28 protein-coding genes and 1 pseudogene are annotated in these 24,901 nt (G+C 67.0%); 23 read left to right on the top strand and 6 right to left on the bottom strand.

Going from position 1 to position 24,901, the window contains the following annotated elements; genetic code table 11:
* Positions 1 to 39: 39 nt before the first annotated feature.
* Together ACK4TE_RS09315 and ACK4TE_RS09310 are read left to right on the top strand one after the other, a co-directional pair.
* Positions 40 to 4,362 (top strand): trypsin-like peptidase domain-containing protein, encoded by a 4,323-nt coding sequence (locus ACK4TE_RS09315; RefSeq protein ID WP_409911228.1) that lies wholly within the window; start codon positions 40 to 42, stop codon positions 4,360 to 4,362.
* A gap of 21 nt (positions 4,363 to 4,383) precedes the next feature.
* On the top strand, positions 4,384 to 4,983 hold the full coding sequence (locus tag ACK4TE_RS09310; RefSeq protein WP_409911227.1) for a DUF1353 domain-containing protein: 600 nt from the start codon (positions 4,384 to 4,386) through the stop codon (positions 4,981 to 4,983).
* 84 nt (positions 4,984 to 5,067) lie between these two features.
* Here ACK4TE_RS09310 and ACK4TE_RS09305 read toward each other — a convergent pair whose 3' ends face one another.
* From ACK4TE_RS09305 to ACK4TE_RS09295, 3 genes are read right to left on the bottom strand one after another with little or no spacing between them, the layout of a single operon-like run.
* Positions 5,068 to 5,664, bottom strand: coding sequence for a hypothetical protein (locus ACK4TE_RS09305; RefSeq protein WP_409911226.1), 597 nt, complete (start codon positions 5,662 to 5,664; stop codon positions 5,068 to 5,070).
* Between the two features lie 50 nt (positions 5,665 to 5,714).
* Positions 5,715 to 7,220, bottom strand: coding sequence for a hypothetical protein (locus ACK4TE_RS09300; protein WP_409911225.1), 1,506 nt, complete (start codon positions 7,218 to 7,220; stop codon positions 5,715 to 5,717).
* A 3-nt stretch (positions 7,221 to 7,223) separates the two neighbouring features.
* Entirely contained in the window at positions 7,224 to 7,880 is a 657-nt protein-coding gene (locus tag ACK4TE_RS09295) for a toll/interleukin-1 receptor domain-containing protein (protein WP_409911224.1), read from the bottom strand.
* A gap of 136 nt (positions 7,881 to 8,016) precedes the next feature.
* On the opposite strand from ACK4TE_RS09295, the gene ACK4TE_RS09290 reads away from it, so the two are divergent.
* Entirely contained in the window at positions 8,017 to 8,307 is a 291-nt protein-coding gene (locus tag ACK4TE_RS09290; protein WP_409911223.1) for a type II toxin-antitoxin system RelE/ParE family toxin, read from the top strand.
* A gap of 1 nt (position 8,308) precedes the next feature.
* Positions 8,309 to 8,602, top strand: a complete 294-nt coding sequence (locus ACK4TE_RS09285) for an addiction module antidote protein (RefSeq protein ID WP_409911222.1) — start codon at positions 8,309 to 8,311, stop codon at positions 8,600 to 8,602.
* A 2-nt stretch (positions 8,603 to 8,604) separates the two neighbouring features.
* Here ACK4TE_RS09285 and ACK4TE_RS09280 read toward each other — a convergent pair whose 3' ends face one another.
* Positions 8,605 to 8,958 (bottom strand): RyR domain-containing protein, encoded by a 354-nt coding sequence (locus tag ACK4TE_RS09280; protein ID WP_409911221.1) that lies wholly within the window; start codon positions 8,956 to 8,958, stop codon positions 8,605 to 8,607.
* Between the two features lie 179 nt (positions 8,959 to 9,137).
* Between ACK4TE_RS09280 and ACK4TE_RS09275 the strand changes: the two genes are divergently transcribed.
* From ACK4TE_RS09275 to ACK4TE_RS09260, 4 genes are all read left to right on the top strand, one after another.
* Positions 9,138 to 9,926: a tyrosine-protein phosphatase gene (locus tag ACK4TE_RS09275; RefSeq protein ID WP_409911220.1), complete on the top strand. Its 789-nt coding sequence runs from the start codon at positions 9,138 to 9,140 to the stop codon at positions 9,924 to 9,926.
* A 91-nt stretch (positions 9,927 to 10,017) separates the two neighbouring features.
* Positions 10,018 to 12,483 (top strand): transglycosylase domain-containing protein, encoded by a 2,466-nt coding sequence (locus tag ACK4TE_RS09270; RefSeq protein WP_409911219.1) that lies wholly within the window; start codon positions 10,018 to 10,020, stop codon positions 12,481 to 12,483.
* On the top strand, positions 12,461 to 14,386 hold the full coding sequence (locus ACK4TE_RS09265; RefSeq protein ID WP_409911218.1) for a hypothetical protein: 1,926 nt from the start codon (positions 12,461 to 12,463) through the stop codon (positions 14,384 to 14,386). Before ACK4TE_RS09270 ends, ACK4TE_RS09265 begins: the two co-directional genes overlap by 23 nt.
* 92 nt (positions 14,387 to 14,478) lie before the next feature.
* Positions 14,479 to 14,985: a hypothetical protein gene (locus ACK4TE_RS09260; RefSeq protein WP_409911217.1), complete on the top strand. Its 507-nt coding sequence runs from the start codon at positions 14,479 to 14,481 to the stop codon at positions 14,983 to 14,985.
* Positions 14,986 to 15,120: 135 nt separating this feature from the next.
* Here the strand turns inward: ACK4TE_RS09260 and ACK4TE_RS09255 are convergent, their stop codons facing one another.
* Together ACK4TE_RS09255 and ACK4TE_RS09250 are read right to left on the bottom strand one after the other, a co-directional pair.
* Entirely contained in the window at positions 15,121 to 15,594 is a 474-nt protein-coding gene (locus tag ACK4TE_RS09255) for a hypothetical protein (protein WP_409911216.1), read from the bottom strand.
* Positions 15,591 to 16,475: a ParA family protein gene (locus ACK4TE_RS09250; protein WP_409911215.1), complete on the bottom strand. Its 885-nt coding sequence runs from the start codon at positions 16,473 to 16,475 to the stop codon at positions 15,591 to 15,593. Before ACK4TE_RS09250 ends, ACK4TE_RS09255 begins: the two co-directional genes overlap by 4 nt.
* A 231-nt stretch (positions 16,476 to 16,706) precedes the next feature.
* Between ACK4TE_RS09250 and ACK4TE_RS09245 the strand changes: the two genes are divergently transcribed.
* From ACK4TE_RS09245 to ACK4TE_RS09175, 15 genes and pseudogenes are all read left to right on the top strand, one after another.
* Complete coding sequence (locus ACK4TE_RS09245; protein WP_409911214.1) at positions 16,707 to 17,834, top strand: phage portal protein; 1,128 nt, start codon at positions 16,707 to 16,709, stop codon at positions 17,832 to 17,834.
* Complete coding sequence (locus tag ACK4TE_RS09240) at positions 17,831 to 18,064, top strand: hypothetical protein (RefSeq protein ID WP_409911213.1); 234 nt, start codon at positions 17,831 to 17,833, stop codon at positions 18,062 to 18,064. Before ACK4TE_RS09245 ends, ACK4TE_RS09240 begins: the two co-directional genes overlap by 4 nt.
* Complete coding sequence (locus ACK4TE_RS09235) at positions 18,054 to 18,470, top strand: HK97 family phage prohead protease (protein ID WP_409911212.1); 417 nt, start codon at positions 18,054 to 18,056, stop codon at positions 18,468 to 18,470. The genes ACK4TE_RS09240 and ACK4TE_RS09235 overlap by 11 nt, the downstream gene beginning before the upstream one ends.
* 26 nt (positions 18,471 to 18,496) lie before the next feature.
* Positions 18,497 to 19,663: a phage major capsid protein gene (locus ACK4TE_RS09230; RefSeq protein WP_409911211.1), complete on the top strand. Its 1,167-nt coding sequence runs from the start codon at positions 18,497 to 18,499 to the stop codon at positions 19,661 to 19,663.
* Positions 19,664 to 19,694: 31 nt separating this feature from the next.
* Positions 19,695 to 19,898, top strand: coding sequence for a hypothetical protein (locus ACK4TE_RS09225; RefSeq protein ID WP_409911210.1), 204 nt, complete (start codon positions 19,695 to 19,697; stop codon positions 19,896 to 19,898).
* A gap of 67 nt (positions 19,899 to 19,965) precedes the next feature.
* Entirely contained in the window at positions 19,966 to 20,517 is a 552-nt protein-coding gene (locus ACK4TE_RS09220; RefSeq protein WP_409911209.1) for a hypothetical protein, read from the top strand.
* Positions 20,514 to 20,918: a DUF3168 domain-containing protein gene (locus ACK4TE_RS09215; protein ID WP_409911208.1), complete on the top strand. Its 405-nt coding sequence runs from the start codon at positions 20,514 to 20,516 to the stop codon at positions 20,916 to 20,918. The genes ACK4TE_RS09220 and ACK4TE_RS09215 overlap by 4 nt, the downstream gene beginning before the upstream one ends.
* Positions 20,918 to 21,328: a phage major tail protein, TP901-1 family gene (locus ACK4TE_RS09210; protein ID WP_409911207.1), complete on the top strand. Its 411-nt coding sequence runs from the start codon at positions 20,918 to 20,920 to the stop codon at positions 21,326 to 21,328. The genes ACK4TE_RS09215 and ACK4TE_RS09210 overlap by 1 nt, the downstream gene beginning before the upstream one ends.
* Positions 21,328 to 21,612: a GTA-gp10 family protein gene (locus ACK4TE_RS09205; protein WP_409911206.1), complete on the top strand. Its 285-nt coding sequence runs from the start codon at positions 21,328 to 21,330 to the stop codon at positions 21,610 to 21,612. The genes ACK4TE_RS09210 and ACK4TE_RS09205 overlap by 1 nt, the downstream gene beginning before the upstream one ends.
* Positions 21,612 to 21,797, top strand: coding sequence for a phage tail assembly chaperone (locus ACK4TE_RS09200; protein ID WP_409911250.1), 186 nt, complete (start codon positions 21,612 to 21,614; stop codon positions 21,795 to 21,797). Before ACK4TE_RS09205 ends, ACK4TE_RS09200 begins: the two co-directional genes overlap by 1 nt.
* Positions 21,794 to 22,108, top strand: a complete 315-nt coding sequence (locus ACK4TE_RS09195; protein WP_409911205.1) for a phage tail tape measure C-terminal domain-containing protein — start codon at positions 21,794 to 21,796, stop codon at positions 22,106 to 22,108. The genes ACK4TE_RS09200 and ACK4TE_RS09195 overlap by 4 nt, the downstream gene beginning before the upstream one ends.
* Positions 22,105 to 22,722, top strand: a complete 618-nt coding sequence (locus ACK4TE_RS09190) for a TIGR02217 family protein (RefSeq protein WP_409911204.1) — start codon at positions 22,105 to 22,107, stop codon at positions 22,720 to 22,722. Before ACK4TE_RS09195 ends, ACK4TE_RS09190 begins: the two co-directional genes overlap by 4 nt.
* 4 nt (positions 22,723 to 22,726) lie before the next feature.
* Positions 22,727 to 23,374: a DUF2163 domain-containing protein gene (locus ACK4TE_RS09185; protein ID WP_409911203.1), complete on the top strand. Its 648-nt coding sequence runs from the start codon at positions 22,727 to 22,729 to the stop codon at positions 23,372 to 23,374.
* Positions 23,371 to 23,802, top strand: coding sequence for a DUF6950 family protein (locus ACK4TE_RS09180; RefSeq protein ID WP_409911202.1), 432 nt, complete (start codon positions 23,371 to 23,373; stop codon positions 23,800 to 23,802). Before ACK4TE_RS09185 ends, ACK4TE_RS09180 begins: the two co-directional genes overlap by 4 nt.
* A pseudogene (locus tag ACK4TE_RS09175) lies at positions 23,803 to 24,901 on the top strand (hypothetical protein); the annotation flags it as partial. It lies immediately after the preceding gene.

The following is a 24,901-nucleotide window of genomic DNA, read 5'->3' as shown; positions in this document are numbered from 1 at the left end:
CCATAACGTTGGGGCCATAACCGAGCCGGAGTGGGACGGATGGCCAAGGCGAAGCGGGGAGAAACCCCGGAGGCGGGGCTGGAGGGTACAGGCGGGGCGATTGACTGGAAGTCGCTGCTGACGCCGGCGCCGGTGTTGCCGCATGTGGTGGAGCTGTTGCCGCCGCAGGGCTCGCCGGTGGTGCCGCGCCGGATTGATGCGCATTCGGACGTGTATCTCGCCATCAGCGTGCTGTCTTTCTACCATCCCGAGGCGCGTAAAGGCCTGACCAAGCAGATCCCGCTGATCTTTGCCGATGCGACCTGGCGGCGGCCGACCGATATGGACCTGCCGCAGACGGCGGTGATGGGGCCGAACCCGGACGCGCATCCCAACATGGCCAAGCATGGCAATTATGCCTTTGGCGGGCGGACCTTCTTTGGCCCGGCGCGGTTTGACGGGGCGGTGAATGTGTCCATCGGGATGCACCTGTTCAAATCCAACGAGGCGGCGCGCAAGCTGATCGATGTGGCGCGGGCAGGCTCGAAGCTGATGCCGAAGGGCGAGATGCTGGTGCTCGGTTCGCTGGCCGGGGCGGGCATCGACGGGGCGCTGAAGGGGCTGAAGGAACTGTTGCCGGACAAGCAGACGCCGTGGGTGGTGGGGCGTATCCTGGAGCTGGCGACATCGGAGACGGAAGGCTTCCAGACCGGGACCTGGGCAACAGTGGCGGGCGGCGGGCCGAGGCCGGAGGGGCTGTATCTCGACCGGCATGACAACCTGCTGCGCGATGGCAAGGGCAAGCCGCTGCAGAAGCCTTACATCGTCTACTCGGTGGAGGCGACGGAGACCAATCCGGACCGGCTGCGCGTGGGCAATATTCCGCATGCGCGGGCGCGCCTGAGCGATGCGCACCGGCGCGGGGAGCGCGTTTCGGAGGAGCAGCTGCGGCGCCTGTTCGAGCATTTCTGCGATGAAGTGGAGATGTCGGACGACCTGACCCAGCGCGACCGCGACGAGATCATCGCGGATGCGGCGAAGCGGTTCGAGCGGATGATGGCGAAGCGCAAGGCGTTTTCGTTCGAGCCGGACGAGTCGATCCTGCCGGCGAAGGCGGCCTCGCCGGTGGCCGTGTCGGCGTTCCGGGCGCCGATGCCCGAGGAGGAGTCTGCGGGCGATGCGACCAAGGCGATCGAGACATCGCTGGAGTCTCTGAAGGCGGCGCTGAAAGACCCGGATGCGGAGCCGGATGAAGGCACACGGGGGCTGCTGGAGCAGCTCTATACGGCGGTGAGCGACTATGCGGCGCTGGTGCGCAGCAATCCGGAACGCTACCGGCCCGTCATCAAGGATGTGGCGAAGAAGATCCGGGACCAGAGGGAATTCAAGGCGCTGCTGCAGCTGGCGACGGCTGTGCGCGAGGGCGGGGCGGAGATCGGCTGGCTGAACTATTATGGCGCGGCCGCGGACATCGAGCTGAACGGGGCGCCGAGCCTTGAGGACCTGGCGCGGGCGGAAAGCGCGGGCGAGCCGCTGCCGGCGATGGCGGGCGAAGCTTTCCTGGCAAAGGCCATCGAGCTGGCGGGCAGGGATTTCGAGAATGATCCGGCGCTGTTGTCAGACTGCCTTGGCCTGCAGGGGCGCATCTGGAAGACGCGGGCGGTGCGTGCGCGCGAAGTGAATGAGGCGACACGGCTCGCGTTTGAACGTTCGTACACATACTATTCTCAGGGTGTGGCGGTGGGCGCTGATCCGCAATTCCATCAGGTGAACCTGCTGGGCCTTGTGCATGCCGCGGAGAAGCGCGGCATCGCGCTGGGCAAGAAGGGCGAGGCGGCCAAATGGGCGCGCGATATTCTGAAGCAGATCAAGAAGACGCCTGACACAAAGAACCCTTACGCCTTTGCCAATGCGGGCGATGCGGCGCTGTTCCTCGGACGGGAAGGTGACGCCGCAAAACACTATCAGGAATACATGAAGCGCATCAGCGGCAACCCGTTTGCCGTGAATGCAACGCGCCGTCAGCTGATTGAGGTGTGGGGGATCAATCCGAAGGGCAATACCGAGCTTGCGAATATCGTGCGCCTGATGGGGCATCTCGCGATGCGCTCGATGGCGACTGTTTCGGTGACGGTTGAAGAGATCGAAGCGCTGGCGGAGTCGGTGGAGCCGGAGGGCAAGACGCTCGAGGCGGTGCTGGGCGGACTGCCGGCGATACCGGCGAAGGAAATCCGCGAAGTGCTGAACCTCGCCCAATCTGTCGGCAAGGTGTGCGCGCCGAGCGGGCGGGCCGTGGGCACGGGCTTCCTGCTGCACGGGCGGCATGTGCATGCCTCGGTGGCGGACGAGTATGTGTTCGTGACCAATGATCATGTCGTGTGCGATGTGAAGGATCATGGCGGGATCGCGATCCGATCCCGCGAGGCGTGCATCTTCTTCGAGGACCTTGATCCGGACACGGTGTATCAGGTGTCGGAAGTGTTCTGGCGCTCGGATGTGCCGATGCATGACTGCGCCATCCTGCGCCTGCACCAGCAGCCGCCGAAACTGGCGATGGAGATCGAGCCGGCGGACAACCTGTTGCCGCGTGTGCATACGGAGGCGGGCAAGGCGGAGAGTGGCGGCGGCGGGCGCGCCTCGCGTGTGTATGTGATCGGCCATCCGAACGGACGGGGCCTCGAGATCACGTTCGAGCAGAACTTCATCATCGACCATGAGCAGCGCAATCCGGCGGCGAAAGTGACGCCGAGCCCCGTGCGCATCCACTACTACGCGCCGACCGAGCCGGGCAATTCCGGCAGCCCGGTGCTGAGCGCCTTCTCGCGCAAGCTGATCGGCCTGCATCATTCGACCACGGACAAACCGCTGGGCCGGGAGAAGAAGCCGAACGAGGCCTACCGCGCAAATGAGGGCCTGTGGATTCAGGCCATCCTTGCGGCGGTGCGCGAGGAGAAGGGCGCGGCGCCTGTGGCGGCGGGCGGTGGCGGCGCGGCGGTGAGTGCGCCGCAGCCGGCGCCTCAGCCGCAGCCGCAGCCCGTACCGCAGGCTGCGCCAAAGCCCCAGCTTGTGCCGCCGCCTCAGCCGGCGCCGAAGCCCGTGGCGCAGGCCGCACCGATCGCGACGCCGCCGATTGCGCCGGAGCTGGCCGGAGCGCCGCGGCCGGTGTTACAGCTCGAGACGGCCCAGACGGCTTCGGATTATCTCGAAGGCTTGCGCGAGGCAGACGGGCTGGAGTCCGGCGCGAATGCGGTGACGGCGTTCATGCAGCTGTCGCCGAAGCCTGTGGCCAAATGGCCGGTGCTGGCGGATCATCCGGACACGAAGCATCTGGCGCACCTGAAGGTGGACCTGAACAAGGGCATGAGTTTCGACCTGACCGGTGCGGCGCTGCGCAAGGCGCTGGCGATGGCCTCGACGCCGGTGAACCCAAAATGGGGCCGCAAGGTGTTGTTCGGGATTCGCGGCGCGCTGCCGAAGGCGGGTGCGGGTGAGGACCTGTCCGCGAGCTTCTTCCCGGCAGTGCCTATGCGCGAGATCGAGCCCAATCATGTGGATTATCACTGCACGCTGGGCGTGTGGGATACGCAGACGGATGAGGTGTTCGTGTGCCATGGCTCGACCGTGCCGGCGGTCGGATACCTGTGGAACTCCGTAAACGGACGAAGCGGGGAAGCGATCGGCAAGGGCAGCAACATGCTGGCGCCGGGCGTTTATCTGCATAAGGTGGGCACGCATGCGGACATGAGCTCGTCGCGCCAGCCGGGCGCGTTCCGGCAGGCGGCGAAGATGTGTGTGATGCGGCTGGCGGGCGAGCAGCTGTCTTTCCGGCAGGGCAATGTGCGGTGGGATACGTCCAGCGATGCGGGCGAGATCAGCATCTGGGACAATATTCACGCCGGGCTTGGCGCGCCGCCGGAATGGGGCGCGAAGCATTTCTCGGCGGGCTGCCAGGTGGTGCGCGGATCGGTGATGACGCGTGACAGCCGCGACCGGCCGACGGGGCACTGGCGGGCCTTCCGCGAGGCGGCGGGGCTGGCGCCGGACCCGGTGGTGACGGCGGCGGCAGCGGCGGGCAGGCCGTTCCCGGCGGTTTCGACTCCAGAGGATGGCGCGGGCTTTGCCTATGTGCTGCTGACGGCGCGGGAGGTGCGGATCGCGGCAGAGAACATGGATGCTCCGGCTACGGACCTTCAGTTCCTGAAGCTGCGCCGGGGCAGCCAGGGCGAGACGGTGAAGGCGCTGCAGCAGGCGCTGGGCGTGACGGAAGACGGGGATTTTGGGTTCCTGACGCAGCGGGCGCTGATCCTGAAGCAGCTGGAGCTGACTGGCGAGGCGGACGGCGTGGTGACGGCGGCGAATGCCGCGGAGTTCGGGCTGGCGTGATGCGCGAGCGGGGAGGGGCAGATGCCATTTGTGGACCGGTCAGCTGATACGAGCGGCCTTGAATCCCTGAGCGGGCCGGAGGGCCTTGAGGCGATCCGTGCACGCACGCATGTCGGACGCGAGCAGGCGCGGCGGCGGCTGATTGCGGTGGCGATCCTTGCGGATATGGAGAAGCAGGGGCGCACGCTGGCGGTGGTGGTGCGGCCCTATGCCTATATGCACCCGATCTACGGGCAGGATGTGACAATCGAGATTCCGCAGGGCTTCGTGACGGATTTTGCGTCGATCCCGAAAGCGTTTCATTTCCTGATCCACCCGTTCGGGCGCCATGCGCCGGCGGCGGTGCTGCATGATTTCCTCTATGCGCTGGGGCAGAAGAAGGCGCGCAAGCTGGCCGATGGCTTGTTCCTGAATGCGATGCGCGAGGCGGGCGTGCCGCCGATGCGCCGGTGGATCATGCACCGGATGGTGCGGACATTCGGCGGTGGCGGCTATGGCCTGAAGGATGACTGGAAGTTCGTGGACACGGAAACGGGCGCGGATGCAGACCCTCCGTACACGATCGATGGCATCAGCTGGGCGCCGGCAAAGCCGAAGCGGGGGAAGAAGGCGAAGGGGTAGCGGCGGAGCAACTGTTTTGCTCCCCCCTCCGTCTGCTTCGCAGACACCTCCCCCGTGAACGGGGGAGGAGGGCGTTGAGGCAAGTCAGCTGCAGCTCAGGGCAGCGCCGGTCCGGGGGGTGAAGATGATTTCGCGGATGGGGCTGCCTTCGGCCTGGCTGTCGAAGCGGACGACGGCGTTGTATTTGTCGGCGGGGCCGTAGGTGAGGCGCTGCTTCATGTAGTCGGCGCCCATCTTGACGAGCCAGCCGGCGATGGCGCTTTCGAGCTGGATTTCGCAGGCTTTTACTTCGCCGCCGGTGTTGCGGATCTGGGCGAGCCAGAAGACGAGACGCTCGCTGTCGACGGTCGGCACGGCCTGATCGGCGATGTGTTTCAGCGGCAGCGTGATGGTATCCGGCACGGTGACGGTGACTTTCTCGAGGCCGGCGCCGAGCGAGGAAGAGAGCTGCAGGTCGAAGGCGTCGTCCTCGGAATAGGCGAAGGTGCGGCGCGGCTCCGGCTTGCTGGCGACGGTCTGCACGAGGTCCGAGCCGGCGCAGATCATGTTGGTGGTCAGGCCCGTGGGATTGGTGCAGGTGGCCGGAATGTCGAACAGGCTGGCGAGCGGGCTAGTGGGTACCGAGCCGCAGGCGGTGAGCGCGGCGAGGGCGCCGGCGGTGAGCAATGTGGTTCTGAACATTTTACTTCTCCATCTCCCCAATGGGTTTCTGTGTCAGGGGTTTCTTGTCTCTAGCGGCCGCCGCAGGTGTCGGGTGCGGCGCCGCCGGAGAGTTTGGTCTTGAGCTTGTCGATGCAGTCGCGCGTCTGGCCGCCGATAGCGACAGTGGCCGAGCGCCCTTCGATGGTGGCGAGGGCGGCGGTGAGACGATCCGCCTGCGGACGGGATGCCCAGTCCGGCACGGTATTCAGCATGTAGAGGACGTTGAAGCGGCCGGTGGCCGAGAGGGCCTGCAGGCGCTCGCCTTCAAGCTCAGCCAGGAGGGTGTCGATGGTGGATGCGGCAGCGTCGCTGCGCAGGGCATTGGTGACCTGCTGGCCGGCATTCAGGCGGTTGGCGCTTTCCGGATCGTTCAGTTCGCGGACATATTGGGAAATTTCCTGCGCCGGGGTGAGCCGGGCGCGGCAGGAATGCTGGCCGGGGCCGAGGCTGGCGGCATCGCCGCCGATATCCGGGAGCCAGATTTCGACCCGGTCGCGCGGCAGGTTTTCCGCCTGATAGAGGCGCGCCTCAAGCGGCTGGTTCCAGCTGCCGATGCCGAGGCCCGCGATTTCGGCCTGCACGATGGCGGCGATGGCGGCGGCATCTGCGGCCTGATCGGGGTAATAATAGATGGCGCGGGCGTTGGGCGGATAGCCGCGCGGGGCGGCGACAAGTTCGATGCCGGGCACGGAGAGGCTGCGGTTTTCGCAGAGGCGGGCAGCGATGTTGGCAGCAGCGCGGCGCTGGTTCTCGGTGCGGATGTGCAGGAAGACGCGCGTGATGGCGCCGGAGGGGGCGGGGGTTTCCAGCAGGTCGTCAAAGCCGACCGACTTATCGCCGCCGGAACGATCCGGCATTTCGGGCGCGGGCGGGGGCGGCGCGATGGCGCCGCAGGCGGTGACGAAGGCATTGTCGTTCAGCAGGTCGGGGAAGCCGGCCTGAAGCTCGGCGGTGAGGATGGCGGCGGCGGAGGCGGTGTCGCCGGACTGGCAGTGCAACGCGGCGAGGCCAATGGCATAGCCGGCCCAGATTTCGGTGCCGGGCGTTTCGCGGGCGAGCAGGGCCTTCTGAACTTCAATGGCCTGGGGCAGGCGCTGGGCGCTTGTGAGCGTGCCGACCATCATGCGCCCGATGGTCTGGCGCGTGTTCTTCCAGGCATCGGATGCGGCCTCTGCCGGTTCCTCGGGGAGGAGGGCGAGCGCGGTTTCGAGTTCGTTGAGGGCGCGCGAATAGGCAAGTTCCGAACCGAAGGCGTCATCGGGGCGCGCTTCCGACATGGCGACCATCGCGGCGGTGAGCGTTTCGTTCAGCTGCAGCTTGATTTCCTGCTCGGCGGTGATTTCGACGAGGCGGATCTCTTCCTTCTCGCGCTCGGCGGCGATGGCGCGAAGCTCATTGCGCTGCTTGACCACCATGTAGCCGCCGATAGCCACCGCGAGGATGGCGATGGCGGCGACGGCGAGCTGGAAAATCTGCGCGAGGTAAAGCCCGCGGGCATAGGCGGTGACGGTGCGCGAGGCGGGACGTTCTTCCATGGTTCAACCGGCCCTTGGCGTGCGGAGGAAGGAGAGGACGGACGTGATGCCGCCCGCGGCGAGGAGGGCGACGGCGCTGTAGAGCTGGACCTGCGAGGCGAGGCCTTCGCCGCCGGCGATCAGCCAGGTTAGGAAGGTGAGTGCGCCGGCGCCGGTGAAGGCGGAGGGCAGGATCATCGAAGCGGGCACGACGGCGCCGCCGCGGGCGGGCCGGGCCTTGCGCGGGGCGGCGCGGATGGGCGCGGTGTCTTCGGCGATGCCGTCCGGACCCGGCGTTTCGGCATGGCGCTTCAGGTGTTTCACGACGACGGGCCAGTTTGGGTCTTCTTCCGGCGGGCGGGAGAAAACGTCCTCATACTGAACAATATTGTAGCGCGCCCAGAGGCGGACATCATCGACGCGGATGGGCAGGAGCTTTTTCTCCTGCAGGGCATAGGTCGCCTCGGCGCGCACTTCGCGCGATTCCATCGAGGCTTCGCTCCAGACGACGAGGACGACTTCGGCGGCTTCGAGGGCGCGCTGGATGCGCTCGTCCCAGTCGGAGCCAGGGGGCAGCTGGGTGTCCCACCAGAGGGTAAAGCCGTGGCGGGTGAGCGCATTGGCGAGTTCCGCCACGCGGTCACGATCCCGGCTGGAATATGAAATGAAGACCGGTCCCATGCGCGTCCTCTTCCCCCTCTTCTGGATACGCCAGAGAGGCGAGAGTGTCGATGGAGATTCAAGGGGTGGGGGCAGGTTTGTAATCTGTAGATTACAATCACTTGACAGACGCATCTGTGTGAACTATAGATTACAAATGATCGAAGTCCGGCAGTCCGAGACATTCATCGCATGGTTGGCCGGGCTGCGGGACAATAATGCGCGGATCCGCATTGCGGCGCGTATCCGCCGGGCGGAGATTGGCAATTTCGGTGACGCGGAACCGGTTGGCGAGGGTGTCAGCGAGATGCGGATTCACTACGGGCCGGGCTACCGCGTCTATTTTGTCCGTCAGGGTACGGAGGTTGTGATCCTGCTCTGCGGCGGCGACAAGTCTACGCAGGCCCGCGACATTGCGGTGGCAAAGGAAATGGCAAAGGAACTTTGAGATGGCACTGAAAACGACGAAGTTCGATATTCAGGATCACCTGAAAACCCCGGAAGACCGCGCGGCCTATCTCGCGGCGGCCTTCGAGGAAGGGGATGTCGAGTTCATCAATCTCGCGCTCAATGATATTGCGCGGGCCGTGGGCATGGCGGAAGTGGCGCGGATTGCCGGCGTGACGCGGGAGGGGCTGTACAAGTCTCTCAGCGAGAAAGGCGACCCGAAACTGTCGACACTTCTGGGTGTGGCAAAGGCGCTGGGTGTGCAGATCACGGTGGCGGCAAAACCGGCGGCCTGAGGTCAGGCCAGCGCGCGGGCGAGGGCGTTGATGAGGGTGTCCTTGCGGCGTTCCCAGTCGGGCAGGTTTTCCCAAGGGATCATCAGGGGGTGGGTTTTCTTGCCGGCATCCTTGACGGGACCGTGGCGCCAGCCGTCTGCGCGTTTCTGGGCGAGCCATTGTTCGTGTTGCGAGCGGCCGTCGGCGCCGCCGTTCTCGAGGGCGTGGAGGACGCTTTCGCGGGTCGAGGCGTGCATCCAGTCCGGCGCGTCGTCCCAGGCGGGGATGTCGTGCTGGCCGTGGGCGGCGGCCCAGCCGCGCAGGGCTTCGTGGACGGTGCGGGCGATGGCGTCGAGGCGGTCGGGAGGAAGGGGCATGGGGGGAGTGTTGGCGGTTTCGGATTGATCGGCAAGAGGGAGTGGCAGGGTCTCCCCCCTCCGCCCCTTCGGGGCACCTCCGCCGTGAACGGGGGAGGAGGGCGCAGCGTGCGGGATGCCGCGAGGTGACACAGGTTTGTCACTGGACGGGCGGGCGGGCGCGGATTAGGTCGCAAGGTATGACGACGCAAAGACCGCGCCTGATCGCGCTTGAGAATGTCCGCAATTTCCGGGATTTCGGAGGGTATGCCAGCCGGCATGGCGGGCGGGTGCGGATGGGGCGGCTGTACCGGTCGGGCCATCATGCCGAGGCTTCGGCGGAGGACCTCGCGAAGATGGACGCGCTGGGCATCCATGTGCAGGCGGACCTGCGCCGGCCGGATGAGCGCGAGAAGCAGAAGAGCCGGCTGCGCGTGCCGACGATCATCACCAATGATGGCGGGCGCGAGACCGAGGCGCCTCATATGCGCTTCCTGACGCAGATGAGCGTCGATGCGGAGGCCGCAGACCAGTGGATGGTCGAGTATTACGAGAAGGCGCCGTTCAAGGCGCATCACCAGGCGCTGTTCCGCGACTGGTTCGTGCACCTGGCCGAGGCGCCGGGCGAGGCGGCGGGGCTGGTCAACTGCGCGGCGGGCAAGGACCGCACGGGCATTCTGTGCGCGCTGACGCATCATGTGCTGGGTGTCGATGAGGCGGATATCCGCGCCGATTATGATCTGACGAATGCGGCGGTGGGCGTGGACACGCGGCTGCCGGAAGCGGCGGCGTATTTCAATACGATGCTGGGCAAGGATTATCCGGCGGAAGTGTTCCGGCCGTTCATGGGCGTGCACCTGCGCTATCTCGACCGGGCGTTTGCGGTGATCGAGGCGCGGGCAGGCTCGGTGCAGGGCTATCTGACGGATGTGCTGGGCGTGGATGACGCGCTGCAGGGGGATCTCAGGGCGAAGCTGATTGAGGGGTAGCGGCCCCGCTGCATTCGCCTTCTTCACGCCGCATTCATCTCCGTTAAGGTTTCGGTAACCATAGCCGAAGCGCAGAAGGATTCTGCCGCCCTTGCGATTGCTTGCGCGCGTTCTTGAGACGCTGGCGGATGCCGGCGCCAGTGTCCTCCGGTGGACGACGCGGGTGCCGGCTGTGGTGGTGCAGGGCGGGCAGCGGCGGACGTTCGGTGTGTTCCTGCTGGTTGTTTTCGTTCTGTATTTCGGGGCGCTGGCCTGGTTCGGGTGGCTGAACGGGGCGCTGCTGATCGACGGCAAGGCGCGGTGGAACAAGTTCCAGTTTGCCGACATGCGGGCGCGGGCGGTGGCCCTCTATGACCGCGAGGGGCGGTATTTCGGCATCGTGCATGCGGAGACGGAGAACGACCATCTCGGCGAGTTCGGGCGCGGGGAGCTGGCGCCGTTTGATGCTTCGCCCGATCACAAGGCGGTGCCGGTGGCGGAGGCGCCGCCGTATTTCTGGCGGTGTGTGGTGTACACAGAGGACCGCCACCGGGGCGAGTGGCGCAACCGGTACGGCGTGGACGCGCTGCATCTGGCGCGGCTGCCGGTGAGTTCGCGGGGCGGCTCGACCATCGAGATGCAGCTGGCGCGCTCGATGTGGAAGATGCATTCGAGGAATTCCGATCCGCTGGTGCGCAAGTATCAGGAGCTGAGCGCGGCGCCGGTGCTGAACCGCTACCTTGTGAAAGACGGCGATACGGCGGCGCTGGCGCGGTGGTTTTCGCAGCATATTCCGCTGGTGCAGGGCGGGGGCGACGAGCAGGGCAGCATCTATGGCGTGTATGCGGCGGGGCAGTTCCTGTTCGGCAAGCGCGCGGAGGAGCTGGACGCGGCGGAGCAGCTGGTGCTGGCGGCGGCGGTGCGCCGGCCGATTGCCTGGCCGGAGAGCGCGGAGCGGCGGGCGGGAATCCTCTATGACCTGATCGGGGTGGAGGAGGACATGCGCCGGGCACTCTTGTGCGCGAGCGACAAGGCGCGGCTGGCGGACGGGACGCTGGTGATCGAGAATGACCGGCTGAGGGCGCGCACGCGCCAGCGGCTGGCGGAGCTGCGCGCGCCGGCGAATGTGGGGCGTACCGACGCCGCGTTCCTGGGCGTGCTGCAGGCGAAGGGCATGATGGCGGAGCAGCCGCTGCTGGCGCCGATGCGGCTGGCGAAGGAGCTGGCGCCGAATGTGCAGCGCGAAGTGGTGGCGGAGCTGACGGACCTCTTGGCGGACCCGCCGGAGGCGGCGCGGGCGACGAAGGCGGTGGTGGTGGAGCGCAAGGCCGAACCGACGCGCCTGACAGGGAGCCACCCGTGGCGCGGCAAGGTGCGCGAAGTGTTCGTGACGCTGGACGTGGCGGACAATACCGCCTTCCGGGCGAAGGCGCGGGAGGCGGCGATTGCGCTGGGCGCCGGGCTGGAGGCGGGCGGGCGTTACCGGACGGGCGCGCTGCCGCGCCATGAGATCGGCGAGGATGGCACGCTGGCGATCCGCGAGGGCGATACGCCGCTGGTGATGGTGGCGGCCGATGCCGAGGGGCGGATCGTGCGCTATTACAATTCGGGCGCGACGACGGCTTATTCCGGGTACGGAGCGACGCGGCCGGTTATCGGCGGTTTCGGCAAGGGACCGTATGACCGGGCGAAAGAAACGCGGGCGGTGGGATCGGTGGCGAAGCTGGCGGCGGCGCTGCTGCTGGCGGAAGGCGGGATCACGGATGCCGGCCGGAGCGTGAGCAATGCGTGCATGGACGGGCTGCAGGACGGCTGCGCAGGCGCGAGGGTGCGCCCGACACCGGCGCGCGTGACGCTGCGCCGGGCGTTCGGATCGTCGCTGAACCCGGCGATCGTGAGGGCGATGGGCGAGGGCACGACGATCCAGAAGACGGTGAGCCTGATGGACCAGCTGGGCTTTTATCTGCCGGAGAACCATCGCAGCACGCCGGTGGCGACGAGCGTGGCGCTGGGCCGGTATGCCGGGCGGCCGCGGGCGGTGCACTGGCTGGCGGCGGTGGCGATGCAGGCCGCGCGCGGCAAGCAGGGGGCCGTGAATGCGCCCTATTTCGTGGAGCGCTACCGCCTGATCGAGCCGCTGGCGAATGGCGATTTCACCTTCCGGCAGGAGACGCCCGCGCGGGCGAGTTTCGAACTGGAAGAGCCCGTGAGCGAGGCCGGGGCGGCCTTCCTGCGCGCGGTTCTGAGCGAGCCGGTGTGTGACGCGAAGGAGGGCACGCTGCGACGGCTGAATGCCTGGTGCGCGGCGGCGCGCAAAGATGTGCGCGTGCATGTGGCCAAGACAGGCACGGTGCCGGTGCGCACGATCGGCGGCACGTTTGACGAGTCCGACTGGTGGATTGCCGGCGGGATCGAGTTTGAAGACGGGCGCGCCTATTCCTATGTGATTTCGTTAGGTGCGGGTTCGCCGCGCGGTGCCTTTGCCAGGGGTCTCGGGGGCGGGACGCTGGCACCGCTGGCGGATGTGTTGTTGCAGGATCTCCTGGAGGACGGACGTGAAATTTCCCTGGCAGAATGACAGCGGTGAGCGGCCATCCTCCGCAGGCGGAGGAGTGCAGGCGGGCGCGGCGATAGACGCAACTGCGCGGCAGATGAGCCGCATGGCGGCGGCGGCGAGGGCGTTGCCGATCTTCGCCTCGATCCCTGTGTTCAGCCTGGCGGTGTTCATCACCATCTCGTTCATCGGCACCTATACGGGCATGCTGCAGGTGCTGAAGTCCGGCGATAACAGCTTCGGCATCCTGGGCGTTGTCGGCGTGTTCCTGTTCATCTTCGCCACGACGCTGATCATGGCGTATTCGGTGAGCGAGGTGTTCCGCTCCGGGCGCAGTTTCTGGCCGCGGATGTCACTGGTGGCGACTTATGTGGTGACGCTGCTGATTTCGGTGAGTTTCGGCTTTGCGTTCTACTGGACGCAGCTGGAGGCGCGCTCGCAGGCCGTGGGCGATGCGGAGCGGTTCCTGACTGTGTTTGACCGGGAGATCACGGTGGCAGATACGCAGCTTGCGGCGACGCTGACCACTCTGACGACGCTGAATGCGAATTTCACGGCGCTGTCGGCGGCGGAGCGGGCGAGCGGGAACCAGTGCGGTGAGGTGTCTGGCGGCGGTGATGGGCCGCGCACACGCCACCTGGCGGCGCGGGCAGGCGAGATCAACGCGCTGGTGATGGCGCTGACGCCCCAGATAGAAGCGGTGCGGGCGGAAGCGGAAACCGTCCGTGGACAGATCGAACAGGTGCGTGCGCTGGGCGCGAAGACTGCAAGCGAAGTGACACCTGCGGAGCGCGAGCAGGTGTTCCGTTCGGCGGCCGGTGCGGCAAACAAGGCGGGCGCGACACTGGAAGCGCTGGCGACGAGCCAGAGCGTGAAGAACTACACCAACGACCTGCGCACATGGTCCGGCGAATATGCCAACCCGTCGCTGACGCGCGTGGAGGCAGGCACGGGCAACCGCTTCAAGTGCTATAACACGACGATTGCGAGCCAGCTGAACGGGGTTGCCTCTGATCTGGCGGCGCTGCCGATCCTGCCGATTTCGGACCTTGATGCCTATGCCGGCGCGGCAGCGACGCGCGAGGCGCTGGACCGGTTCTGGTACACGCTGACGGGGCCGGTGCGGGGCATCATCGACGGGCCGCGCACGCAGACGGAAACCGAGCGCGAGGACGCGCTGCGCCGTGAAGCGATCCGCGAAGTGCTGGCGCGGCAGGGCGAAGAGGTGCCGCAGGAGGATATGTCGAGCCGCGAGGTGAAGGAGCTGGTGGCAGCGCAGCAGGGGCTGAGGCGCGATGATGCGCTGCCGCTGGGGCTGGCGATCGTGATTGACGCGCTGCTGTTCCTGTCCGCGCTTTGGAGCCAGCCGGGGCAGAAGTTCGCGGCTTTCGCCCGGATGATGCGCGACCTGCGCGGCGAGAAGGAGCGCCCGCTGGCGCTGGTGAGCGGGGCGAAGGAGATTCAGAACAACGAGGATTTCAGCTTCCTGCGGCCCTACATCTTCACGATGTATGATGACGTGCATATCGCGCTGCCCGTGAGGGGGGCGCTGGCGGAGGAGCAGGAGTCTCAGATCCTCAGTACTCTGCTGATCGCCTGGCAGGAGGGCAAGATCGTCAAGCGGACATGGGTGTCGTCTGCGGCGATTGAGCGGCGGCTGATGGCGGCCGGCAGCCCGCTGATGAAGAAGGATGAGGCGAAGCCGGAGCCGGAAGAGCCCGCAGCAACACCCTACGAGGAGCCGGAACCCGCGAGGGCGGCTGGTGTGCCGGCATTCAAAATGCCGGAATCAAAAGCGAATTTCGTTGCTTACCGGTTCATGCCGGGGGCGTTCCAGCAGATGGTGCTGCAGGCGATGATCCCCGGTATGCCGGGCGAAGACGAGGCGGAACCTGTTGCAGATGCGGGAGATCGGCCCGGAGTCTGAAAGTATTAACCGTGCGGAAACGGATTCTGCGGAAGGTCGCCGGTGAAAGCTGGCGGCCTTTCTGCTGCCGGTGAAGCATGAGGCCGACCGAGATGACCCCGCAGACCGCCGCCCGCCAGACACCGATTTCGCTGCCAGACCTGCTGGGCAGGCTTGGGCGCGGCGAGACCGTTCAGGTGATTGCGGCGAGCCCGGACGCGCCGGTGGCGAAGGAGATTTTCGCCCGGTTGCCGGAACTTGCGGCGCGGGGTGTGCGGATCGAGGCAATCTTCGCCAGGGCCGGCTCGAACGCGCTGGTGCGGCTGGCGGCGGAACATGGCGCGCGGGTGCCGGTGCGGGTGATGGGCATGGCATCGCAGGGCGAGATTACCGAGCAGGTGAATTTCGGCGCAGCGGCGGTGTGGACCGGCAACAAGCTGAAGACTGCACCGGCAGCGTTTGTGGACGGCCTGCTGAACATGGCGGGTGCGGGCAGCGACAAGGCGAAGATGGCGGCGATGGCCTTCCGTGCGGTGTGGGCTGTTTCGGCGGCGGCAGTGTCTGTGGGCGCGCCGGCGAATGATGCTGCGGCTGAGGCCGGGCGGCGCAGGGCGGGGTAGGGCTCAGGCTTTGTCGAAGACGGTTTCCTGAGATACCTGCGCAGGCAGGTATCCAGAACGGTAAGCTTTGCGGTCGTGGCTCTGGACCCCTGCCTTCGCAGGGGTCTTCGGAGAGGTGGGGGTGTGGGGTCAGGCTCAACCCGTGCGGAAGGATTTTCGGCCGAAATAGGGGTTGGGGCTGGTGGGGGGTGTTTCGTCGGTGCCGTTGTCTTCCGCGGTTTCGGGAACAGTTTCTTCCGTTGCCGTTTCCTCCTCCGCCGGTTCGTCCGTGGGCGGAGCGATGGGGGCAAGCGCGGTGCGGATCCAGGCGATGGCGGCGCGGGCGGTGGAGATTTCGAGGTCCGGGACGGATTTGTCGAGGCGGCGGGCGAGCAACTTGGCCTGGTGGTGGGACAGGGTTTTCAGCTGGGCGTCGAAAATCTCATCGCCCACGGCGGCGCGCAGGGCGTTCAGGCTGTCCGTGGTCTGACCACCGGAGACGAGCAGTTTCTTGACGATGAGGCCGGCGGCGGCAGCCCAGTCCTTGTCGGCGACCGACAGGCGGCCTTCCTGCGCCGCGACGAGAGCCTGGATGGCCTTGAAGCCGGGGGAGCCGCCCGCAAAGCTCATGCAAGCTTCTCCCGCACTTCACCGAGCAGCTGTTCGACGATGCCGAGGGCGTCGCCCGGCCATTTGGCCTGCAGGGTTGGGTCCGGGCCGAGCTCGATCGGATTTGTGGCGAAGCCGGATTTCAGCGGCACGACAGTCTTGAACATGGCGAATTCGGTTTCCTTGGCATTCGCCGCATCCCGCATCGCGCCGAGCACCACCTGCTGGTGATTGGTGCCATCATAGCGCGTGGCCAGCACGACCGGGAGCGTCTCGATATCCCGGTTACGCAGATTCTTCATGATGTCGCCAGTGAAGAGGTCGAGGCCGAGGGTGGACATGAAGTCCGGAATGGTCGGCACGATGATCAGGTGGCTGGCGGCAAGGACGGTTTCCGTCATCACCGAGATGCCGGGCGGGCAGTCGAACAGGATGACGTCATAGTCGACCTTGAGCAGGTTCAGGTCGTCGCGCAGGCGTTTGCCGACCTGGTTCTGCAGGGCTTCCATCGCATAGCCCTTGGCGGTGAGCTCGAAGATCAGCTCGCGCTCGGTTTTCCGCAGGCGGGGCGAGGAGGGGATCAGGTCCAGCGGCAGGGTCTTGCCCTTGAAGGTGACGTCGCTGGCATTGGTGACGATGAATTCGGACAGGCGGCGCTGTTCGCCGGCGAAGAAATTCTCGAGCAGCCAGTCTGAGATGGTGGCGTAGTCGTTGATGGCCTGGAACAGGTGTTCGTCGCCGGCATGGCCGAAGATCAGCAGCGAGGCGTTGGCCTGGGTGTCGAGATCGATGACCAGCGTGCGCATTCCGGAGGCGGCGAAGGCTTCGGCAAGGCTGACACAGGTGGTGGTCTTGCCGACCCCGCCCTTGGAGTTGGCAATCGAAATGATACGGGCCGACATGGAAGGTTTGCTCTCTGTTTTCTTGTCCGTTCTTGCCTCGTCCTGATGGCAGATTTGGTCGCATAAGAAAACAGTTGCGCCTACATTTTCCCATTCTGCGGGATGAAAAAACCACAAGAATACAAAGGGGCATAAAAAATATCGGGCAAAACCGCCCGATCCAATCCGGTGGGGTATCCAGCGGGGTTAGCTTCACGGCCATCGACACAGCCGGAGCGAAGAGACCCCGACATGAACTGGACATGGCCTTTTGGAACGAAACCGCGTGAGGCGAAGGCGGCTGTGCCGCTGGCGCTGCTGAGTGAGCCTCGAGCGGCGAGCTGGGGCGGGCGCGATGCCGGCGCGCTGATCCGCGACGGCTATCTGCGCAACGCGGTGGCGAACCGGTGTGTACGGATGGTTGCAGAGGCGGCGGCCTCTATCCCGCTGCGCACGCAGCATGAGGGCGCCGCGCGTCTGATGCGCCAGCCGGGGCCAGAGATGGCGCAGGCGGGGTTTCTGGAGGCGGTGTTCTCGGAACTTCTGCTGACCGGCAATGCGTTCGTGGAGGCCGTGCGCCTGCCGGCCGAGACGGAGGTGGCGGCGCTGTTTCCGCTGCGCAGCACGGCGGTGCGCCCGCTGGTAGATGCGCGCGGCTGGGCCGAAGTCTGGATGATCCGTGGGCGGAATGGCCAGGAGCGGGCGGTGCGCCGCGACGGCGAAGGCTGGATGCCGGTGCTGCAGGTGAAGTTCTACCATCCAGGCGATGATGTGATGGGCCTGCCGCCGCTGGCGGCGGCACGCCGGGCGCTGGACCTGCACAATGCGAGCGCGGACTGGGCGAAATCGCTGATCGACAATGCGGCGAAGCCTTCGGGCGCGCTGGTCTATGGCGGCGACAATACCATGACGCCGGATCAGTTTGACCGGCTGAGGGAAGAGCTGGAGACGAACTTTGCAGGCGCGGCGAATGCCGGGCGGCCGCTGTTGCTGGAGGGCGGGCTGCAATGGCAGGCGCTGTCGATGTCGCCGGCGGAGATGGATTTCCAGGCGACGCGGGCGGCGGCGGCGCGCGAGATTGCGCTGGCGCTCGGCGTGCCGCCGATGCTTCTAGGGATGCCCGGCGATAATACGTATGCGAACTACCGGGAGGCGAACCTTGCCTTCTGGCGCATGACTGTCCTGCCGCTGGCGGCGCGACTGGCGGAGGCGCTGTCGCGGTGGCTGGACGGGGCGTTCGGGACGGATGTCGAGGTGAGGGTGGACCTCGACGCCGTCCCGGCGCTTGCCGCTGAGCGCGAGGCGCTGTGGGCGCGGCTGGAGGATGCGAGCTTCCTGACGCGCGAAGAGAAACGCCGGATTGCGGGGCTGGAGCAATGAGTTTCGACCGCAGGCTGACGATCGGGATCGTGCTTGCCGTGGCTGTTCAGTCGGCAGGCGTGCTGCTGTGGGCGGGCGCGGCGGCAGAGCGGGTTGAGACGCTGGAGGAGCGGGTGCGCGAGAGCCGGCCAGTAGCCGAGCGGCTGGCGCGCGTGGAGGCAGAGCTGGGCGCGGTGCGCCTGCAGCTGGACCGGATCGAGCGGAAGCTGGAGGCCCGCGATGCGCCGTGAGCCGATGCTGATCGAGGGATATGCGAGCGTGTTCGGCACGCCGGACCTTTCGGGCGATGTCGTGCGGGCGGGGGCGTTTGCGCGCAGTCTAGCGCGGCGGGCGAGTGTGCCGTTGCTGATCGGGCACCGGGCTGCGGCGACGGCCGGGCGCTGGGTGCGCGCGACGGAGGATGGCTATGGCCTGTTCGTCCGTGGACTGATCGAATGCGAGGCGGGGTTCCGCCTGATCGAGAGCGGAGCGCGGGGCCTGTCTATCGGCTTCTACGCGAAGATGTGGACGCCGCGTGTAAGCGGCGGGCGCGAGCTGATCGAGGTCGATCTTGTGGAAGTTTCAATCGTGGCTGAGCCGATGCACCGGATGGCGCGGTTTGATGTGAGGGGTGCCGGCGCGGCGCGCGCGGCATGAATATTCTGGTCTGCAAAGGAGAAGAAATGACCAAGGAAACCAAGGCCCTGAAGGGCGACACGGCCGAGATGATGGCGGTGTTCGAAGCCTATCGGGAGGCGAATGACACGCGCCTTGCCGAGATGGAGAAGAAAGGCGCAAGCGATCCGCTGACGGATGAACGCCTGGCGCGCATCGACCGCCGGCTGGAGGCGCTGAGCCTCAAGATGGCGCGCCCGGAAGCGGCGGCAGCGGCGAGCGTGGAGATGGATGAGCACCGCGAGGCCTGGACGCGCTACCTGCGCACGGGCGACGAGAGCGGTGTGGGCCGGCTCGACGTGAAATCGCTGAACACCGGGACGGGCAGCGAGGGCGGACATGTAGCGCCGCCGGAGCTGGACCGGCTGATCGAGGCGCGGCTGCTGGCGGCGAGCCCGATGCGACAGATTGCAACCGTGCGGCAGACATCGGCGGGCGTGTATCGCAAGCCGGTGGGCCTCGGCGCGGCGGCGGCCTGGGTGGGCGAGGAAGCGGCGCGGACGGAAACGGCTGTGACGGGTCTCGACCTGCTGACTTTCCCGGCGGGCGAGCTCTACGCCATGCCGGCGGCGACGCAGACGCTTCTGGAAGATGCGTATGCGGACATTGATGCCTGGTTGGCAGACGAGGTGGAAACCGCGTTCTCGGCGCAGGAATCGGCAGCCTTCGTGACGGGCAATGGCAACGGCAAACCGAAGGGCTTTCTCGACTATGAGCTGGTGGCGGAGGCCTCGCATACCTGGGGCAAGGTGGGCTTCGTGCCGGGCGACTTTACGGATGAGGATGCGGCCGATCAGCTGATCGATCTTGTCTATGCGCCGAAAAGCCAGTTCCGCAGCAATGCACGTTTCGTGATGAACCGGCGTACGGTGTCGGCCGTCCGTAAGCTGAAGGACGGGGATGGGCGATACCTCTGGCAGCCGGGCATTGCGGGCGAGGCGGCGACGCTGCTCGGCTATCCGGTGACAGAAATCGAGGACATGCCGGATATCGGAGAGGACAATGCGGCCATCGCCTTTGGCGACTTCCGCCGTTTCTACCTGATTACCGATCGGCAGGGCGCGCGCGTGCTGCGCGATCCGTTCTCGGCGAAGCCTTACGTCCTCTTCTACACGACCAAACGTGTGGGCGGCGGCGTGCAGAATTTCGATGCCGTGAAGGTGATGAAGTTCTGATTTATCAAGCGATCAACGAAGGAGAAACGACATGATCGAGAGTGTGATTGTGGCCATCATCCGCCAGGCGGCGGCGCTGACCAAGCCACAGCAGGACGAATTCACGACGAAGGTGGCGGAAGCCATCGCCGCGCTCATCCGGGGCACCGAGACAGGCATCGACAATGAGCTTGTTCGCCATGTGGGCCTGCCCATGGGCGGAGATATCATCGTGAAACTCCGGGACATGATCTGATCCCGGACGGGCCGCGCCGCTGAGTGCACGCGGGGCGGCCCACCTCTTCCTGACAAGGACAATTGAAATGACGGACCTGACGGTGATGACACCGCCAGACGAGGAGCCTTTGACCCTCGCGGCGGCGAAAGAATTCCTGCGCATCGGCAACGAGGCGGAAGACGGCCTTGTGACGGATCTGATCCGCGCGGGGCGGGCGCATGTGGAAGTGGCGAGCGGACTGGCGCTTGTCTCGCGGACGCTGAAGCGGCGCTGGACGAAGTGGCCGCATGGCCTTTTTCGTGGCGGCGTGAAGCTGCGGCCCGGGCCGGCGACGGCCCTGGTGGCGGTGGTGCGTGTGGACGGCGAGGGCGGCGAGGAGCTGATGACCGGGCGGTTCCGGCTGGAGGGCGGAAATCTCCGCCTGCGGCCTTTTGCGGCGCTGCCGGTGGTGCCTCTGGGAGGCGCGATCGAGGTGATGTTCGTGGCGGGGTATGGCGGCGCGGAAGATGTGCCGGAGGACCTGGTGCATGCGGTGAAGCTTTGGGTGCAGGCGGCGTATCTGGCAGGAGACCGGCGGGGCGGAGATGTGGCGGGCGTGACGGCGGCGATGGCGGCGCGCCGGGAGGTGCGGCTGTGAGCGCGGAGGCGAATGTGCAGGCCGCGCTGATGGCGGCGCTGCGGGCGGATGACGGCGTGGCGGCTATGTTCGGCGCGCGCATCTATGACGACGAGACGGAGGCGCCGGCCTTTCCGTTTGTGCGGCTGGAGCGGCATGAGTGCCGGCCCATTGGCGCGTCTCTCGGCGAGGCGAGCGAGCATGTGGTGACGCTGGCGGCGGCATCGCGGGATGGTGGCGTGCGCGAGGCCCGGGAGGGTCTGGCGGCGCTTCGGGCAGCGGTGGATGCGGCGGACTGGAACCTGCCGGAGGGGCGCGTTGTGCTGGCGCATGTGACCTATAGCGATGCGATGCGGCAGGCGGACAGACGGGCGTTTCGCGGCCTTGTCCGGATACGGATCATTACAGAGGAGGCAGCCTGATGGGCGCGCAGCGTGGGCGGGATATCCTGCTGAAGATTTCGGATGGCGGGGCGGGCTTCGTGACGCTGGCGGGCGTGCGGGCGAGCCGGATTGATCTGCGCAGTGCTTCTGTGGACGCAACCGGTGCGGACAGCCCGGATGCCTGGCGCGAATTGCTGGCCGGAGCGGGTGTGAAGACCGCGCGCGTGAGCGGGCGGGGCGTGTTTCGCGATGCGGCATCTGATGCGCGGATGCGCGCGGTGTTCTTCGCAGGCGAGACGCCGGTGTGGCAGCTGGTGTTGCCGGATTTCGGCATTCTGGAAGGCGCATTCCAGATCACCGAACTGAGCTGGAGCGGGGCGCATGATGGCGAGGCGGAGTTTTCCGTGGCGCTGGAAAGCGCGGGCGCGCTGAGTTTCGGGGCGGTGTGATGAACGGCGCGCGCGGCGAAGTGGGGCTGATGATTGGCGGGACCGAGCGGCGGCTGTGCCTGACGCTGGGTGCGCTGGCGGAGCTGGAGGCGGCGTTCGGCTGCAGCCGGATCAGTGAGCTGGAGGCGCGGTTGAGGGCGTCTTCGGCGGCGGACATGCAGGTGGTGCTGGCGGCACTGCTGCGGGGTGGCGGCGAGGCGGCGGAACTGGCGCGCGGAGACGCGGCGCCGGGCGCGGCGGCGGCGGCGATAGCCGAGGCGTTCCGGCGGGGGCTGGGCGCGTGATGTTGCCGTGGGGCGAGATGCTGCGCGCCGCGCGGGACGTGGGGATTTTGCCGGCGGCGTTCTGGCGCCTCAGCCTGCGCGAATGGCGCTGGCTGGCAGCGGACGGGCGGGCGCCGATGCGGGCGGAGATGGAGCGGATTATGGCAGATCATCCGGACATGAATGAAACAGGAGAGAGGCGATGACAGAAGGATTGGCAGGCGCGGCGGATGCGCTGGCGGCGGCGTTTGGCGAAGCGGGCGAGCAGATATCGGCCTCGCTGGGACAGGCGGCGCGCAGCGGTGAGCTGGATTTCAAGCGAATGGCGGACGCAATGCTGCGCGACCTGGCACGGGTGGCGGCAGAGGCGCTGATCCTGCGGCAGGCGCCGGGGGCGAATGTTTCGGCGAGTTTCAACTTTGCGCCGGGTACGGACGACCATGCGGCGCTGGGGCAGGGCGCGGCGATTGCCGCGATGCTGGCGCGCATGGTGCAGGGCGGAGGGCGGTTCCTGTGAGCCTGGCGCAGTTTCATGAGGTGAGTTTGCCGGCGCCGCTGGCGCTGGCGGCGAGTGGTGGGCCGGAGCGGCGCGTGGAAGTGGTGGCGCTGACGGGTGGGCGCGAGGCGCGCAATGCCGTGTGGGCAGGCTCGCGGCGGCGATGGGAGATCGGCAGCGCGGTGACGACGCTGGATGGGTTGCAGGCGCTGGCGGCGTTCTTCGAGGCGCGGGGCGGGCGGCTACACGGGTTTCGCTTCCGGGACCGGGTGGACGACCGTTCCTGTGCGCCGGGAGCGCTGCCTTCGATGCTTGATCAGGAGATCGGGACCGGCGACGGGGCGCAGACCGTCTTTGAGCTGACGAAAGCCTATGGCGACTGGCGGCGGCGCATCTGGAAGCCGGTGGCGGGGAGCGTAAGTGTGGCGGTGGACGGTGTTGCGGCCGCGGCGGAGGTGGATGCCGCGACGGGCGTGGTGACGCTGGCGGCAGCGCCGGCGGAGGGCGCGGTTGTGACGGCGGGGTTCCTGTTCGACTGCCCGGTGCGGTTCGATGTGGACCGGCTCGACATCAATCTTGAGGCGTTCGGGGCGGGGCGGGTGATCCGTGTGCCGCTGATCGAGCTGGTGGGGTGAAGCCATGAAGTTGATATCGGAAGAGTTTGCCGCCGCGCTGGCGAGTGGCGTGACGACAACGTGCCTGTGCTGGACGCTGACGCGGGCGGACGGGTTCGTGCTGCGCGCGACGGAGCATGACCGGGCATTGACCGTGGACGGACAGACCTATGCGCCCGATGGGGCGATCGAGGGCGTGCAGTTTGCACTGTCGCGCTCACTGGCGCCCGGGCAGGCGGAGGCGCGCGGCGCGCTAGCGCATGCGGCGATCACGGAGGAAGACCTGGAGGCGGGGCTGTGGGACGGCGCGGGCCTTGAGGTGATCCGTGTGGACTGGGAGGCGCCGGAGCATGTCATCGCGGTGTGGAGCGGGCGGATGACGCGCGTGCACCGGGTGGGCGCGGCGTTTGAGGCGGAGCTTGTGTCGCTGAAGGCGGAACTCGAGCGGCCGGTGGGGCGGGTTTATGCGCGCCGGTGCGATGCGGTGCTGGGGGATGCGCGGTGCGGTGTGGATGTGGAAGCGTTTCCGGGGGTGGCCTGCGATCACCGGTTCGAGACCTGCCGGGATGTGCTCGGGAATGCGGCGAACTTTCGCGGCTTTCCGCATCTGCCGGGTACGGACGTGTTGGTGGCGTGGCCGCCGGCGAGTGGGAATACGGGCGGGCGGCGATGAAACGGGCGGAGATTGTGGCGGAGGTGCGGGCTTGGATCGGCACGCCGTATTGCCATCAGGCGAGCCGGAAGGGCGCTGGCAGCGATTGCCTGGGGCTGGTGCGGGGCGTGTGGCGGGCGTTTTTTGGTGCGGAGCCGGAGCGAGCGCCGCCCTATTCACAGGACTGGGCAGAGGCCTTGGGCGAGGAGACGTTGCTGGAAACGGCGCGGCGGCACTTGCGGGAGGTGGCGCCGGGCGCGGCGCGGGCGGGCGATGTGGTGATCTTCCGTATGGGGACGGGTGTGCCGGCGAAACATTGCGGCGTGCTGACAGGGCAGGCGTCGGTGGTGCATGCGTATTGGGGGCGCTCTGTGGTGGAGACGCGGATGACGCCGTGGTGGCAGCGGCGCGTGGTGGCGGCGTTTGAATTTCCGGGGGTGGAGGACTGAATGGCGCAGGTTGTGTTTTCGGAAGTGGGCGCAGCGCTGGGGCGGAAATTTCTGCCGCAGGGGCTGAGCCTGCTCGGGCGGACGATTGGCGGGACCATGATCGGGCGTGCGGCAGGTGCTGCGCTTGGCGGGGCGATCGATGCGCATTTCGCGGCGCCGATGGAAGGGCCGAGGGTTGGCGAACTGGCGCTGATGGGCGCAGCGGAGGGCACGGGCATTGCCTGCGTGAGCGGACGGATGCGCGTGGGCGGGCATCTGATCTGGGCGTCGCGCTTTACCGAGCGGCGGCGGAAGGAACGGACGGGCGGCAAGGGCGGGCCGCGCGTGGAGACGTTCCGGTATTCGGTGAGCCTTGCCGTGGCGCTGGGCGAGGGGCCAGTACAGCGGATCACGCGTGCCTGGGCGAACGGGGAGCCGTTTGATCTTTCGGGCGTGGTGCACAGGTTTCATTCGGGCACGGAGGAACAATTGCCGGATCCGTTGATCGAGATGATCGAGGGGGCGGCGCCGGCCTATCGCGGGATCGCGTATGTCGTGTTCGAGGACCTGCCGCTGGAAGCGTTCGGGAACCGGATTCCGCAGCTTTCTTTTGAAGTGCTGCGCGGACCGCCGGAGCCGGATGGCGGGAGCCTTGCGGCGACCGTGACGGGCGTGAACATCATTCCGGCATCGGGCGAGTTTGTGTATGCGACGGAGATTGTGCGCGAGCAGCTGGGGCCGGGACGGGAGCGCCCACTGAATGTGCATGGCGGCGATGCGCGGGCGGATTTTCTCGTGTCGCTGGCCCAGATGCAGGATGACCTGCCGGCGGTGACGCATGTGGCTTTGACGGTGGGGTGGTTTGGCTCCTCGCTGATGGCGGGCGAGTGTGCGATCCGGCCGGGTGTGGACACGCGGACGCGGACGACTGTGCCGCGGGCGTGGAGCGTGGACGGGGAGACGCGGGCGGGCGCGTATCTTGTCTCGCAGGATGAGGAGGGCCGCGCGAACTATGGCGGGACGCCTTCGGATCATAGCGTGGTTGCGGCGATCCGTGAACTGAAGGATCGGGGGTATCAGGTGACGATGACGCCGTTCCTGTTCATGGATGCGGAAGGTT

It is taken from the genome of Hyphomonas sp., assembly GCF_046313975.1.
GTDB lineage: Bacteria > Pseudomonadota > Alphaproteobacteria > Caulobacterales > Hyphomonadaceae > Hyphomonas.
This window is presented reverse-complemented; position numbering and strand designations above follow the sequence as displayed.